This window comes from Pseudomonas sp. RT4P38, assembly GCF_054897765.1.
This window is the reverse complement of record NZ_CM142703.1, coordinates 5,939,845-5,954,088: the sequence shown is the minus strand read 5'-3', so window position 1 is coordinate 5,954,088 and position 14,244 is coordinate 5,939,845. Positions and strand designations below refer to the sequence as shown.

Sequence of the window (14,244 nt, the reverse complement as noted above, 5' to 3'; positions counted from 1 at the left end):
TTGGTTTTATGACGCCAGTATAGTGCCACTATTTGGCAGCCGTGAAGCCGGCGAAGGCTTCCCGGCTGAAATAGTTTCTTACAGACCCGGCAGACGCTGGCGAATCTGTGCAACGACTGTGTCGAGGGTTCCGCTTTCATTGGTCTGAACGCGTTTGCTGCAGAGAATCTCTGCTGGCGTCAGGGCCTCACGCGTGGCTTGCTGGGCTTCGATAACGGTCAGGTTGGCGTCGGACGGATCCTTTTTGTCTGCCTGACGCAGGGCCAGCCAGCTCTCGATAACCGCCTGCGGCGCATTGCAATCGAGGATCAGGAATGGCGCGCCGGTGGCTTCGGCGATTTTCGCTGCGCCGTCACGCTGGTCGCGCTTGAGGTAAGTCGCATCGATCACCACCGGGAAACCAGCATGCAGGATCACCGCGGCAATTTCATGCAGACGGGTGTAAGTGGCGGCGCTGGCGTCGGCACTATAGATGCCGGCCTGGGGGTCATTTGGTACGGTTTGCTCGCCGAACAGACGTTTGCGCTCTACATCGGAACGCAGGCGAATAGCGCCCAACGCTTCCACCAGACGCATGGCCACGTGGCTTTTACCGACGGCAGAAACACCGTGGGTGATGGCCATAAAGCGCGAAGGAATGGTGCTGTAGCTTTCCGCCAGGTTGGCGTAATTGCGGTACTGGCGCAGGGTGGTGGCTCGCTGCACCGGGTCGGCCTCGGCCGGCATGCTGAACAGGCTGACCTTGGCGCGAACCAGTGCGCGGTAGGCTTTATAGAAATTCAGCAACTCAAGGCCCTGGTAATCACCGGTCAGTTCCAGGTACTGGCTGATGAAGCGACGCGCCAGACTCTTCAGTCCACGGTCTTCCAGGTCCATCGCCAGGAAACCGGTGTCGGCGTAAACGTCGGTGAAGCGGAACGGTTCGTTGAACTCGATGCAGTCGAAGATCACGACCTTGCCGTCGATCACGGTGGCGTTGCCCAGGTGGATGTCACCGTGGCATTCGCGGATAAAACCTTCGGCCTTGCGCTGGGCGAACAGTGGCTTGAGGCGTTCGAAGCTGCTTGCAGCCCAGGCTTGCAGGGCGTCGAGTTGCAGCAGATCAGCTTTGTCGCTGAGGAACGGACGGATCTGTTCGAAGTTCTGGCGTACCGGCGCCATCACGCTGTCCGGCGTGCCGGCTTCGTGCTCGGCAGGCACTTTCGGTGCGGTAAGGTGGAACTGGGCGATCTGCGCGGCCATCTCGTCGATGTGCGCAGTGGTCAATTCGCCGTTGGCTTGCAGCGTGCTGAGCAGCTGGCTCTGCGGGAATTGACGCATTTTCAGTGCGTAATCGACTGTCGGACCTTCACCGCCGAGTTGTGGTGCTTCGGCGCTGCCGGTGATTGGCAACACTTCGAGGTACAAATCGTTGGTCAGGCGCTGGTTAAGGCGCAGCTCTTCGCCGCAGAAATGCTCGCGAGCATCGAGGCTGGTGAAATCCAGGAAGCCGAAATTCACTGGCTTCTTCAATTTATAAGCAAAGGGGCCGGTGAGGATTACCCAGGAAATATGGGTTTCGATGACCTGGAACCCGTCTACGGGATGCGGGTATAGGGCCGGGTTTTGCAGGGCAGCGATCAGGGACTGGCTCACAGGCGATCCTTCAGAGTCTGGGGAAAATTCACGGTCGCCATTATGGCCGTAAGTCCGTCTGACGCAAACCTCGGAGGGCTCCTGTTGAGTATGAATAAAGTGCGTATAATCCGCCGCCATGACTCGTACTCGATCCCCCCGTACCCCAAAAAAACCACCTTCCAAGGGCCTGCGCCCCTGGCTGGGCTGGGCCCTTAAACTCAGTCTGGTCGGCCTTGTGGTGCTCGCCGGGTTTGCGGTTTACCTCGACGCCATCGTCCAGGAAAAGTTCTCCGGCAAGCGCTGGACCATCCCGGCGAAGGTGTATGCGCGCCCGCTCGAGCTGTTCGTCGGACAAAAGCTCAGTAAGGACGACTTTCTAACCGAGCTCGATGCCTTGGGCTATCGACGCGAAAGCGCGGCCAACGGCCCCGGCGCCGCCTCGGTCAATGGCAATACCGTCGATCTGAATACCCGTGGCTTTCAGTTCTATGAAGGCATGGAGCAAGCGCAGCCGGTACGGGTGCGTTTCTCTGGCGACTACGTGGCCGAACTTTCGGCGACCAACGGTTCGAAGCTTTCGGTCGTGCGCCTTGAGCCACTGCTGATCGGTGGCCTGTACCCGAAAAACCTTGAAGACCGGATCCTGATCAAGATCGATCAGGTGCCGCCGTACTTGCTCGAGACTCTGGTGGCTGTTGAAGACCGCGACTTCTATCACCACTTTGGCGTTTCACCGAAGTCGATAGCTCGGGCGATCTGGGTCAACGGTTCGTCCGGCCGGATGCGCCAGGGCGGTAGTACCCTGACTCAACAGTTGGTCAAAAACTTCTACCTGACCAATGAACGCAGCCTGAGCCGCAAGCTCACCGAAGCGATGATGGCCCTGCTGCTTGAGCTGCATTACGACAAACCCGAAATCCTTGAAGCTTACCTCAATGAAGTGTTTGTCGGTCAGGACGGTCAGCGCGCGGTGCACGGTTTTGGTCTGGCCAGTCAGTTCTTCTTCAGCCAGCCGTTGGCCGAACTGAAGCTGCATCAAGTGGCGTTGCTGGTGGGCATGGTCAAAGGGCCGTCTTCCTACAACCCACGTCGTTATCCGGAACGTGCCCTTGAGCGGCGCAATCTGGTACTCGACGTGTTGCAGGAGCAAGGCGTCGCCACTGCCGAACAAGTCGACGCCGCGAAGAAAATGCCGTTGGGCGTGACCAAGCGCGGTAGCCTGGCGGACAGCTCGTTCCCGGGATTCCTCGACCTGGTTAAACGTCAGCTGCGCGAAGACTATCGCGACGAAGACTTGACCGAAGAAGGCCTGCGGATCTTTACCAGTTTCGACCCGATCCTGCAGATGAAAGCCGAAGCGTCGGTCAACGACACCTTCAAGCGTCTGTCCGGGCGCAAGGGCTCTGATGAGGTTGAAGCGGCCATGGTCGTGACCAACCCGGAAACCGGTGAAGTGCAGGCCATGATTGGCAGTCGTCAGGCAGGTTTTGCCGGCTTCAACCGTGCGCTGGATGCTGTACGACCAATCGGCTCCTTGATCAAACCGGCGGTTTATCTGACAGCTCTGGAGAAACCGAGCCAGTACACTTTGACCAGTTGGCTGTCGGACGACTCCTTCTCTGTCAAAGGCGCGGACGGTCAAGTCTGGAAACCGCAGAACTACGATCGCCGATCCCATGGCACCGTATTTCTGTATCAGGGCCTGGCGCATTCCTACAACCTGTCGACCGCGCGTCTCGGGTTGGCGGTGGGCGTACCGAATGTCCTGAAGACCCTGGCACGTCTCGGTGTGAGTCGCGAATTCCCGGCGTTCCCGTCGATGTTGCTGGGCGCTGGCGGTCTGACCCCGATCGAAGTGGCGGCCATGTACCAGACATTGGCCAACGGTGGTTTCAATACGCCGATGCGCGGGATCCGTAGCGTATTGACCGCTGAAGGTGAACCGCTCAAGCGTTATCCGTTCCAGATTCAGCAGCGCTTCGATCCGGCCTCCATTTACTTGATCCAGAGCGCCATGCAGCGGGTCATGCGTGAAGGCACCGGCAGTTCGGTTTACAACGTGTTACCGAAAACCCTGACGCTGGCCGGCAAGACCGGCACCAGTAACGATTCGCGGGACAGCTGGTTCGCCGGTTTCAGTCAGGACCTGCTGGCAGTGGTCTGGCTGGGTCGCGATGACAACGGCAAGACACCGTTCACCGGTGCCACCGGTGCATTGCAAGTCTGGACCAGTTTCATGCGCAAGGCCGATCCATTGCCGCTGGACATGCCGCAGCCAGACAACATCGTTCAGGCCTGGGTTGATTCGCGCACTGGACAAGGCTCTGATGCCAACTGCCCAGGTGCCGTGCAGATGCCGTATATTCGCGGCAGCGAACCGCCTCCCGGTGCCGCTTGCGGTGGCGAAAGCCCTGTTTCCGGCGAAACGGTGATGGATTGGGTCAAAGGCTGGATGAATTAAGCAAAGAGGGTTTCAAGTGAACAAGTGGTTGATTCCAGCGGTTACCGCCGTGGCTTTGCTCAGCGGTTGCTCCTCCGTACAACGCGGTTCGATTCCAGTTGTGGATTCCGGCAGCGCTGTCTCCAACAGTGAGCGAGTGTCCGCGAATGGCGGTTTCCGTCAGACGACGACAAAACGTCCTGCGCAAGCTCAGACTCAGGCAATTCCACAAGGTGATACCGGCGTCGTCGTGATGGTTCCAGGTGGCGGCGCAGTGGCGTCCGCACCGATCAGCTCTTCGCCGATCACGCCAGGCCCGATTACCCCGGGGCCGATGGATACCGCGCCGGTCCAGTCGGCACCGATCAATCAGGGCAGCTACAGCATGCCGTCGACGCCGAGCGGGATTCCTTCGGCGAACTCCGGTGGCTTGTCTGCCGACGAGCAATTGGACGGTCCGGTTCTGGCCTTGCTGACTACCGCTCAGCAGCAACAGGCGAGCGGTGATCTCAACGGTGCGTCCTCCAGTCTTGAGCGCGCCCAGCGTGTCGCACCGCGTGAGCCACAAGTGCTTTATCGTCTGGCTCAGGTGCGCATGGCTCAAGGCGATGCGCCACAAGCCGAACAGTTTGCTCGGCGTGGCCTGACCTTTGCCAATGGTCGTCCGGCGCTTCAGGCCAGCCTGTGGGAATTGATCGCTCAGGCGCGTGAGAAACAGGGTGATTCCGCTGGCGCAGCATTGGCCCGTCAGAAGGCCAAGGTTTCGCTGTGATGGATGCACGCTTTCCGAAAATTGCCGAGCAGTTGCTGTTGATCGAGCGTGAGCTGCGGATTCAGGGGTGGTGGGACGAAGTCTCGCCATCCGCTGAAGCGCTTTCCAGCGTCGAGCCATTCTCGGTCGACACGCTGGATTTCGAGCAGTGGCTGCAATGGATCTTCCTTCCGCGGATGAAGGCGATCCTAGAGCAGGATCTGCCCTTGCCAAACGCTTCGGGAATTCAGGAAATGGCCGAAATGGTCTTCGCCGCCCGTAATGTCCAGGGCAAGGATCGACAGCTGCAGGTGCTGCTCAAAGAGTTTGATCTACTGATTACCGCCTCCCATTGAGCCGGAAGCTGCCAGTGTCTACTGGCAGTTACCCGCAATCTGTTTCTGTGCTTCGGTGATGCGCTCCTGACGTTGCTGATCGGTCAGACGACGCATCTCACCTTCGACATCCTCCCGTATTCGCGGATTGTTCTGCAGTTGAGCCAGGTTCGTTCGCGCCTGTTCGCAGAATACCTTCAACTGGGCTTGCTGCTCGGTGACCTGCTTTTTCACTTTTTTGTCGATGGCCTGTTGATCGCCAATGGCACCGCTGCGTGGCGGTGGTGCCTGGTTGCTGGCAGGCGCGGAGGGCGTGACCACAGTGGTGGCTTCCCGGCCTTGGGGCGGCTGGGCGTCGAAGTGGGTAACGCCCTGGGCGTCGACCCATTTGTAGATCTGGCCTGCCATGCATAAAGGGCTGATCAGCAGAGTGACCATGAAGAAGATCGTTCGCATGCCTTTTCCTTGTCATGGGTTGCGCAATTGAAGCTAACACAGTTGCTGTTTAGCGGTTTTTTCTTGCTTTCTCATGTGCTTAGTTCAATAAAGCACATAGACGACTTGACTTGGAGAGGACGAAACAGAAGAATCCAAAGTCCGCTGTAGAGGGACTGCCAGAAGCAGGCCCGCTCAGCAGATCATGAGGCGCACATCCGCGCCGACCTGTTACACCCGCAACGCGTTACCTCGCGCTGGGTGGGAAAGGCCCGCAACACTTGGGACGATCCCAATACTTGCTCAGTCAGTGCTGACGTAGTCGGCGACCACCGTCGCTCATGCTCTGCTGAGAAGTAAACCTATTAAGACCCGTCCTCTTTTATGTGGGCGGTATTCTGGCGTTTTAGAGGTGAACAACGTGGAGCTTTTATCTGGCGGTGAGATGCTCGTCCGCTTTTTGCGTGACGAAGGCGTCAAATATATCTACGGGTACCCGGGTGGTGCTCTACTTCATGTTTACGATGCCCTGTTCAAAGAACCGGAAGTAACCCACATCCTCGTTCGTCACGAACAGGCTGCGACCCATATGGCTGACGGCTATGCTCGTGCCACCGGTAAAGCCGGTGTGGTACTGGTCACTTCCGGCCCGGGCGCAACCAATGCCATCACCGGTATTGCCACGGCCTACATGGACTCCATTCCGATGGTGATCATTTCCGGCCAGGTGCCTAGCACCATGGTAGGTACCGATGCGTTCCAGGAAACCGATATGATCGGTATCTCCCGGCCGATCGTGAAGCACAGCTTCATGATCAAGCACGCGTCGGAAATCCCGGAAGTCATGAAGAAGGCGTTCTACCTGGCGCAATCCGGTCGTCCGGGCCCGGTCGTGGTCGATATCCCGAAAGACATGACCAACCCTGCCGAGAAGTTCGAATACATCTTCCCGAAAAAAGCGAAGCTGCGTTCCTACAGCCCGGCCGTTCGCGGTCACTCCGGGCAGATCCGCAAGGCGGCAGAAATGCTCCTGGCGGCCAAGCGTCCTGTAATGTACGCAGGCGGCGGCGTGATTCTCGGTGGTGGCTCCGCGCCGCTGACCGAATTGGCGAAGATGCTCAACCTGCCAGTGACCAATACGCTGATGGGTCTGGGTGCCTACCCTGGCACCGACCGTCAGTTCATCGGCATGCTCGGTATGCACGGCAGCTACACCGCTAACCTGGCGATGCACCATGCCGACGTGATCCTGGCAGTCGGTGCGCGTTTCGATGACCGCGTGATTAACGGCCCGGCGAAGTTCTGCCCGAATGCCAAGATCATTCACATCGACATCGACCCGGCTTCGATCTCCAAGACCATCAAGGCAGACGTTCCTATTGTTGGCCCGGTGGAAAGTGTCCTGACCGAAATGGTCGCGATCCTCAAGGAAATTGGCGAGACCCCGAACAAGGAGTCCGTGGCCAGTTGGTGGAAGCAGGTTGATGAGTGGCGGGGTGACCGCGGCCTGTTCCCTTACGACAAGGGCGACGGCAGCGTCATCAAACCGCAGACCGTGATCGAAACCCTGTGCGAAGTGACCAAGGGCGATGCTTTTGTGACCTCCGACGTGGGCCAGCACCAAATGTTCGCGGCGCAGTACTACACGTTCAACAAGCCGAACCGCTGGATCAACTCCGGTGGCTTGGGCACCATGGGCTTCGGTTTTCCGGCGGCCATGGGCATCAAGCTGAGCTTCCCGGATGACGACGTCGTCTGCGTGACGGGCGAGGGCAGTATCCAGATGAACATTCAGGAACTGTCCACCTGTCTGCAATACGGTTTGCCGGTAAAAATCGTGATCCTGAACAACGGCGTGCTGGGGATGGTTCGTCAGTGGCAAGACATGAGTTACGGCAGCCGTCACTCGCACTCCTACATGGAATCGTTGCCTGACTTCGTCAAACTGGCAGAGGCCTATGGTCACGTCGGCGTGCGCATCACCGAATCGAAAGATTTGAAGACGAAGATGGAGGAAGCGTTCGCCATGAAGGATCGCCTGGTGGTCATCGATATTTCGGTCGACACCAGCGAGCACGTCTACCCGATGCAGATCAAAGACGGCTCCATGCGCGATATGTGGCTGAGCAAGACGGAGCGTACTTAATCATGCGGCACATTATTTCCTTGCTTCTGGAAAACGAACCGGGCGCTCTGTCTCGTGTAGTCGGCCTGTTCTCGCAGCGCAACTACAACATCGAAAGCCTGACCGTGGCACCTACCGAAGACCCGACTCTGTCGCGTCTGACGTTGACCACGGTCGGTCATGATGAAGTGATTGAGCAGATCACCAAGAACCTTAACAAGCTGATCGAAGTGGTCAAACTGGTCGACCTGTCGGAGAGTGCTCACATCGAGCGTGAACTGATGCTGGTCAAGGTCAAGGCCACCGGCGCCCAGCGCGCCGAGATCAAGCGCACCACCGATATTTACCGTGGGCAGATCGTCGATGTCAGCGCTAGCGTGTATACCGTTCAATTGACCGGTACCAGCGACAAGCTCGACAGCTTCATTCAGTCCATCGGCACCGCCTCGATTCTGGAAACCGTCCGTAGCGGCGTAACCGGTATCGCCCGCGGCGACAAAGTACTCAGCATCTAAACCAAATTAGCGAATGGCCTGAACGGCCTGGATATATAGGGGAATTTCATGAAAGTTTATTACGAAAAAGACTGCGACCTGTCGATCATCCAGGGCAAGAAAGTTGCCATCATCGGTTACGGTTCCCAGGGTCACGCTCAAGCGTGCAACCTGAAAGACTCCGGCGTTGACGTTACCGTCGGCCTGCGTAAAGGCTCGGCGACTGTTGCCAAAGCCGAAGCTCACGGCCTGAAAGTGACCGACGTTGCTTCCGCTGTTGCGGCTGCCGACTTGGTCATGATCCTGACCCCGGACGAGTTCCAGTCTGCTCTGTACAAAAACGAAATCGAGCCGAACATCAAGAAAGGCGCCACCCTGGCCTTCTCCCACGGCTTCGCGATCCATTACAACCAGGTTGTTCCTCGCGCTGACCTCGACGTGATCATGATCGCGCCGAAAGCACCGGGCCACACCGTGCGTTCCGAATTCGTGAAGGGCGGCGGTATTCCTGATCTGATCGCTATCTATCAGGACGCCTCGGGCAACGCCAAGAACGTTGCACTGTCCTACGCCGCTGGCGTTGGTGGCGGTCGTACCGGCATCATCGAAACCACCTTCAAGGACGAGACCGAAACCGACTTGTTCGGCGAACAAGCCGTTCTGTGCGGCGGTACCGTTGAACTGGTCAAAGCCGGTTTCGAAACCCTGGTTGAAGCTGGCTACGCGCCAGAAATGGCCTACTTCGAGTGCCTGCACGAACTGAAGCTGATCGTTGACCTCATGTACGAAGGCGGTATCGCCAACATGAACTACTCGATCTCCAACAACGCTGAATACGGCGAGTACGTGACCGGCCCGGAAGTGATCAACGCCGAATCCCGTCAGGCCATGCGCAACGCCCTGAAACGTATTCAGGACGGCGAATACGCCAAGATGTTCATCAGCGAAGGCGCTACCGGCTATCCTTCGATGACCGCCAAGCGTCGTAACAACGCCGCTCACGGTATCGAAATCATCGGTGAGCAACTGCGCTCCATGATGCCGTGGATCGGTGCCAACAAGATCGTCGACAAAGCTAAAAACTAAGTCGCGCACTTGTACGGAAAACGCGGCTTAGGCCGCGTTTTTTCGTTTGGGTGACCGGTTCTGGTATAAAGCAGCATCGTTTGCGGCCGAACCGTCGTCCCAGACACCTGTCCAAACTTTCCACCCCGTTGCAAGGTAATGTCCATGAGCGAACGTCCCGAAGAGCCAAACCAGGCTTCTGACGCCGAAAGTCTGCTGCCCATCGATGAACACATCGAGGAAGGGCATGACGCTGAAGGTCGTAAAGTCCGGCATCGTGGTATCTATCTTCTGCCGAATCTGTTCACCACTGCGAATCTGTTCGCAGGGTTTTATTCCATCATCAATTCGATGAGCGCCCAGAGCGCCTTGAGTGCCGGTGATTCGATTGGTGCGAGCAAGTATTTTGCTTTTGCAGCGATCGCGATTTTTGTCGCGATGGTGCTCGACGGCCTCGATGGTCGCGTTGCCCGTATGACCAATACCCAGAGCGCCTTCGGTGCCGAGTACGACTCGCTGTCGGACATGGTCGCCTTTGGTGTTGCGCCGGCATTGTTGGCGTTCGGTTGGGCATTGGGTGACATGGGTAAGGTCGGCTGGATGGTCGCCTTCATTTATGTCGCTGGCGCGGCGTTGCGCTTGGCGCGTTTCAATACCCAGGTCGGCACCGCGGACAAACGCTACTTCATCGGCCTGGCCAGTCCGGCTGCTGCTGGTGTGGTCGCAGGCATAGTCTGGGCATTCAGTGATTACGGTATCCAGGGCTCCAAGATGTCCTTCCTGGTTGCGCTGATGGTCGCAGCTGCCGGCATGCTGATGGTCAGCAACATCAAGTACAACAGCTTCAAAGAGCTGGATTTGAAAGGGCGCGTACCTTTCGTGGCGATTCTCGCCGTGGTGTTGGTGTTTGCCGTGGTTTTCAGTGATCCGCCGCGCATTCTGCTGCTGGTTTTCCTTGCCTATGCGGCTTCTGGTCCGGTGCAGTACCTGTTGCGTCTTCGTCGGCACAAAAGCGCCGAGTGATGTAATTTCCCTCATACTCCGCAGTCTATTGGTACATCTGTCCTCCAATGCTGCGGAGTTGCCATGCTGATCAAAGTCTCCAAAGCGTCTGACTGCCATGAGTCGGACGTCACGCCTGAGTCCTTCTATCTATCTCGTCGCGATGTTCTTGGCGCCGCCGTTGCCGGTCTGGCCGTGAGCAGCCTGCCGCGTTGGGCCTCTGCCGACGATGCTGCGCGTTATGCTGATGTCGAGCCTGGCAAGGCGCCTTCCTGGTTTGCCGAAAAACTTCCTTCTACGAAGTGGGGCGCGGTCAACGTCAAGGATGAGGCGATCACGCCATTCAAGGACGCCACCCATTACAACAACTTCTATGAGTTCGGCACCGATAAAGGTGATCCCGCTGCCAACGCTGGCGCGCTGAAAACCGAGCCTTGGAGCGTGGTGGTGGACGGGGAGGTAGGCAAGCCGGGACGGTACGCACTGGAAGACTTCATGAAGCCTTATCAGTTGGAGGAGCGCATCTACCGTCTTCGCTGTGTAGAGGCTTGGTCGATGGTCATTCCATGGATCGGTTTTCCCATCTCGGCGTTACTCAAGGAAGTCGAGCCGACGTCCAAGGCCAAATTCATTCGCTTCGAAACCCTGGAGGATCCCAAGAGCATGCCCGGGCAGCGTTCCGGTTTTGCCTTGATCGACTGGCCTTATGTAGAAGGGCTGCGTCTGGATGAGGCGATGAATCCGTTGGCGATTCTTGCTGTGGGTATGTATGGGCGGGAGTTGCCTAATCAGAACGGCGCGCCTCTGCGTTTGGTGGTGCCTTGGAAGTATGGTTTCAAGAGCGTCAAATCCATCGTGCGGATCAGTCTGGTGAGTGAGCAGCCGAAAACCACTTGGCAGAGCATTGCCTCGGATGAGTATGGTTTTTACGCGAACGTGAATCCTACGGTCGACCATCCTCGTTGGACTCAGGCACGTGAGCGGCGTTTGCCGAGTGGGCTGTTCAAGCCCAATGTGCGGGACACGCAGATGTTCAATGGCTACTCGGACGAAGTCGCCTCTCTATACACAGGGCTCGATTTGCGGAAGAACTATTGATGCGATTTCCGTTTTGGCGAATTGGCGTCTTTATAGCGGCAGGGGTGTGGCCACTGCTTTGGCTGTACCAGGCCTGGGAGGATGTGCTTGGGCCTGACCCGGGCAAGGTGCTGGTTGACCGGCTGGGGCTGGGGACGCTTGTCCTGCTGCTCATTACTTTAAGCATTACACCTCTGCAGAAGCTTACCGGTTGGGCGGGGTGGATTGCTGTCCGGCGGCAACTGGGGTTGTGGTGCTTCGCTTATGTGGTTTTGCATTTGAGTGGGTATACGGCATTCATCCTTGGCTTTGATTGGTCGCAGTTGGGCGTCGAGTTGCGTAAGCGGCCGTACATTATTGTCGGGACGCTGGGGTTTCTCTGTTTATTGGCGTTGGCGGTGACCTCAAATCGTTATAGTCAGCGGCGGTTGGGTTCTCGCTGGAAGAAATTGCATCGGCTTTCCTACGTGGTTCTCGGGCTTGGTTTGCTGCACATGTTGTGGATTGTTCGCGCCGATCTGAAGGAGTGGGCGGTTTATGCCTCTATAGGTGCATTGCTATTAGTGTTGCGGATACCGCCTGTAACCCGCCGAATCCCCCGTTTAACTGCTAAAAAGGCGTCTTCTGCGAGAAAAGCGTAATTAGGTGTTGACGGCAGATTCTGGACGTCTATAATTCGCCCCACTTCCGGCGCAGTCGAAACGGAAAACTCCTTGGTAAACAATGAGTTGCGCAGTTTTCGACAGCGAGTTGCTTCAGGTCATCGAAGCCCAGAAGGAGTTGAAAGAGCGGGGTTGTTTGGCTCTTTTAACGGTTCGATCTTCTCGGTCGAAAGCGGTGTAAAAGAGGTGTTGACAGCAGCGAGTAACGCTGTAGAATTCGCCTCCCGCTAACGAGAGATCGAAAGCGCAAGTGGTTGAAGTTACAAAGGAAACTTTGAAAACTTCTGAAAATAACCGCTTGACAGCAACAGAGGCTGCTGTAGAATGCGCGCCTCGGTTGAGACGAAAGATCTTAACCAACCGCTCTTTAACAACTGAATCAAGCAATTCGTGTGGGTGCTTGTGGAGTCAGACTGATAGTCAACAAGATTATCAGCATCACAAGTTACTCCGCGAGAAATCAAAGATGTAACCAACGATTGCTGAGCCAAGTTTAGGGTTTCTTAAAAACCCAAAGATGTTTGAACTGAAGAGTTTGATCATGGCTCAGATTGAACGCTGGCGGCAGGCCTAACACATGCAAGTCGAGCGGCAGCACGGGTACTTGTACCTGGTGGCGAGCGGCGGACGGGTGAGTAATGCCTAGGAATCTGCCTGGTAGTGGGGGATAACGCTCGGAAACGGACGCTAATACCGCATACGTCCTACGGGAGAAAGCAGGGGACCTTCGGGCCTTGCGCTATCAGATGAGCCTAGGTCGGATTAGCTAGTTGGTGAGGTAATGGCTCACCAAGGCGACGATCCGTAACTGGTCTGAGAGGATGATCAGTCACACTGGAACTGAGACACGGTCCAGACTCCTACGGGAGGCAGCAGTGGGGAATATTGGACAATGGGCGAAAGCCTGATCCAGCCATGCCGCGTGTGTGAAGAAGGTCTTCGGATTGTAAAGCACTTTAAGTTGGGAGGAAGGGCATTTACCTAATACGTAAGTGTTTTGACGTTACCGACAGAATAAGCACCGGCTAACTCTGTGCCAGCAGCCGCGGTAATACAGAGGGTGCAAGCGTTAATCGGAATTACTGGGCGTAAAGCGCGCGTAGGTGGTTCGTTAAGTTGGATGTGAAATCCCCGGGCTCAACCTGGGAACTGCATTCAAAACTGTCGAGCTAGAGTATGGTAGAGGGTGGTGGAATTTCCTGTGTAGCGGTGAAATGCGTAGATATAGGAAGGAACACCAGTGGCGAAGGCGACCACCTGGACTGATACTGACACTGAGGTGCGAAAGCGTGGGGAGCAAACAGGATTAGATACCCTGGTAGTCCACGCCGTAAACGATGTCAACTAGCCGTTGGGAGCCTTGAGCTCTTAGTGGCGCAGCTAACGCATTAAGTTGACCGCCTGGGGAGTACGGCCGCAAGGTTAAAACTCAAATGAATTGACGGGGGCCCGCACAAGCGGTGGAGCATGTGGTTTAATTCGAAGCAACGCGAAGAACCTTACCAGGCCTTGACATCCAATGAATCTGCTAGAGATAGCGGAGTGCCTTCGGGAGCATTGAGACAGGTGCTGCATGGCTGTCGTCAGCTCGTGTCGTGAGATGTTGGGTTAAGTCCCGTAACGAGCGCAACCCTTGTCCTTAGTTACCAGCACGTAATGGTGGGCACTCTAAGGAGACTGCCGGTGACAAACCGGAGGAAGGTGGGGATGACGTCAAGTCATCATGGCCCTTACGGCCTGGGCTACACACGTGCTACAATGGTCGGTACAGAGGGTTGCCAAGCCGCGAGGTGGAGCTAATCCCAGAAAACCGATCGTAGTCCGGATCGCAGTCTGCAACTCGACTGCGTGAAGTCGGAATCGCTAGTAATCGCGAATCAGAATGTCGCGGTGAATACGTTCCCGGGCCTTGTACACACCGCCCGTCACACCATGGGAGTGGGTTGCACCAGAAGTAGCTAGTCTAACCTTCGGGAGGACGGTTACCACGGTGTGATTCATGACTGGGGTGAAGTCGTAACAAGGTAGCCGTAGGGGAACCTGCGGCTGGATCACCTCCTTAATCGACGACATCAGCTGCTCCATAAGTTCCCACACGAATTGCTTGATTCATTGAAGAAGACGATAAGAAGCAGCCCGAAATTGGGTCTGTAGCTCAGTTGGTTAGAGCGCACCCCTGATAAGGGTGAGGTCGGCAGTTCGAATCTGCCCAGACCCACCAATTTTGTGTGGGAAACGCCT

At 56.7% G+C, this 14,244-nt stretch carries 11 protein-coding genes, 1 tRNA gene and 1 rRNA gene; 11 read left to right on the top strand and 2 right to left on the bottom strand.

The genetic code is table 11. The features are described 5' to 3' along the window. Positions 1 to 78: 78 nt before the first annotated feature. Positions 79 to 1,635, bottom strand: a complete 1,557-nt coding sequence (locus tag ACYZT7_RS27655) for a bifunctional aminoglycoside phosphotransferase/ATP-binding protein (RefSeq protein WP_462038990.1) — start codon at positions 1,633 to 1,635, stop codon at positions 79 to 81. A gap of 118 nt (positions 1,636 to 1,753) precedes the next feature. On the opposite strand from ACYZT7_RS27655, the gene mrcB reads away from it, so the two are divergent. From mrcB to ACYZT7_RS27640, 3 genes are read left to right on the top strand one after another with little or no spacing between them, the layout of a single operon-like run. Next, positions 1,754 to 4,078, top strand: a complete 2,325-nt coding sequence (gene mrcB / locus ACYZT7_RS27650) for a penicillin-binding protein 1B (protein WP_462038989.1) — start codon at positions 1,754 to 1,756, stop codon at positions 4,076 to 4,078. 16 nt (positions 4,079 to 4,094) lie between these two features. Beyond that, a complete protein-coding gene (locus ACYZT7_RS27645) occupies positions 4,095 to 4,829 on the top strand; it encodes a tetratricopeptide repeat protein (RefSeq protein ID WP_462038988.1) in 735 nt (244 codons plus the stop codon). Continuing rightward, positions 4,829 to 5,164: a YqcC family protein gene (locus tag ACYZT7_RS27640; protein WP_462038987.1), complete on the top strand. Its 336-nt coding sequence runs from the start codon at positions 4,829 to 4,831 to the stop codon at positions 5,162 to 5,164. The genes ACYZT7_RS27645 and ACYZT7_RS27640 overlap by 1 nt, the downstream gene beginning before the upstream one ends. 18 nt (positions 5,165 to 5,182) lie before the next feature. On the opposite strand, the gene ACYZT7_RS27635 is transcribed toward ACYZT7_RS27640, so the two are convergent. Further along, positions 5,183 to 5,599: a DUF4124 domain-containing protein gene (locus ACYZT7_RS27635; protein ID WP_461966172.1), complete on the bottom strand. Its 417-nt coding sequence runs from the start codon at positions 5,597 to 5,599 to the stop codon at positions 5,183 to 5,185. A gap of 400 nt (positions 5,600 to 5,999) precedes the next feature. Here ACYZT7_RS27635 and ACYZT7_RS27630 point away from each other — a divergent pair, with 400 nt between their 5' ends. The 8 genes from ACYZT7_RS27630 (at position 6,000) to ACYZT7_RS27595 (ending at position 14,224) form a co-directional block, all read left to right on the top strand. Continuing rightward, positions 6,000 to 7,724, top strand: coding sequence for an acetolactate synthase 3 large subunit (locus ACYZT7_RS27630; protein WP_462038986.1), 1,725 nt, complete (start codon positions 6,000 to 6,002; stop codon positions 7,722 to 7,724). 2 nt (positions 7,725 to 7,726) lie between these two features. Continuing rightward, entirely contained in the window at positions 7,727 to 8,218 is a 492-nt protein-coding gene (gene ilvN, locus ACYZT7_RS27625) for an acetolactate synthase small subunit (RefSeq protein ID WP_003176102.1), read from the top strand. Between the two features lie 48 nt (positions 8,219 to 8,266). Next, positions 8,267 to 9,283, top strand: a complete 1,017-nt coding sequence (ilvC, locus tag ACYZT7_RS27620; RefSeq protein ID WP_007948647.1) for a ketol-acid reductoisomerase — start codon at positions 8,267 to 8,269, stop codon at positions 9,281 to 9,283. Between the two features lie 144 nt (positions 9,284 to 9,427). Further along, positions 9,428 to 10,285: a CDP-diacylglycerol--serine O-phosphatidyltransferase gene (pssA, locus tag ACYZT7_RS27615; RefSeq protein ID WP_462038985.1), complete on the top strand. Its 858-nt coding sequence runs from the start codon at positions 9,428 to 9,430 to the stop codon at positions 10,283 to 10,285. Between the two features lie 63 nt (positions 10,286 to 10,348). After that, entirely contained in the window at positions 10,349 to 11,362 is a 1,014-nt protein-coding gene (gene msrP, locus ACYZT7_RS27610) for a protein-methionine-sulfoxide reductase catalytic subunit MsrP (protein ID WP_462038984.1), read from the top strand. After that, complete coding sequence (msrQ, locus tag ACYZT7_RS27605; RefSeq protein WP_462038983.1) at positions 11,362 to 11,982, top strand: protein-methionine-sulfoxide reductase heme-binding subunit MsrQ; 621 nt, start codon at positions 11,362 to 11,364, stop codon at positions 11,980 to 11,982. Before msrP ends, msrQ begins: the two co-directional genes overlap by 1 nt. Before the next feature lie 544 nt (positions 11,983 to 12,526). After that, a 16S ribosomal RNA gene (locus ACYZT7_RS27600) occupies positions 12,527 to 14,065 on the top strand. A gap of 82 nt (positions 14,066 to 14,147) precedes the next feature. Continuing rightward, positions 14,148 to 14,224: transfer RNA gene (locus tag ACYZT7_RS27595), tRNA-Ile, on the top strand. The last annotated feature ends 20 nt before the right edge of the window (positions 14,225 to 14,244 follow it).

Excerpts from the sequence above, each read along its gene's own strand:
- ilvN (WP_003176102.1), top strand. The coding sequence starts at position 7,727 with ATGCGGCACATTATTTCCTTGCTTCTGGAAAACGAACCGGGCGCTCTG.
- ilvC (WP_007948647.1), top strand. The coding sequence starts at position 8,267 with ATGAAAGTTTATTACGAAAAAGACTGCGACCTGTCGATCATCCAGGGC.
- mrcB (WP_462038989.1), top strand. The coding sequence starts at position 1,754 with ATGACTCGTACTCGATCCCCCCGTACCCCAAAAAAACCACCTTCCAAG.
- msrP (WP_462038984.1), top strand. The coding sequence starts at position 10,349 with ATGCTGATCAAAGTCTCCAAAGCGTCTGACTGCCATGAGTCGGACGTC.
- ACYZT7_RS27635 (WP_461966172.1), bottom strand. The coding sequence starts at position 5,599 with ATGCGAACGATCTTCTTCATGGTCACTCTGCTGATCAGCCCTTTATGC.
- pssA (WP_462038985.1), top strand. The coding sequence starts at position 9,428 with ATGAGCGAACGTCCCGAAGAGCCAAACCAGGCTTCTGACGCCGAAAGT.
- ACYZT7_RS27640 (WP_462038987.1), top strand. The coding sequence starts at position 4,829 with ATGGATGCACGCTTTCCGAAAATTGCCGAGCAGTTGCTGTTGATCGAG.
- msrQ (WP_462038983.1), top strand. The coding sequence starts at position 11,362 with ATGCGATTTCCGTTTTGGCGAATTGGCGTCTTTATAGCGGCAGGGGTG.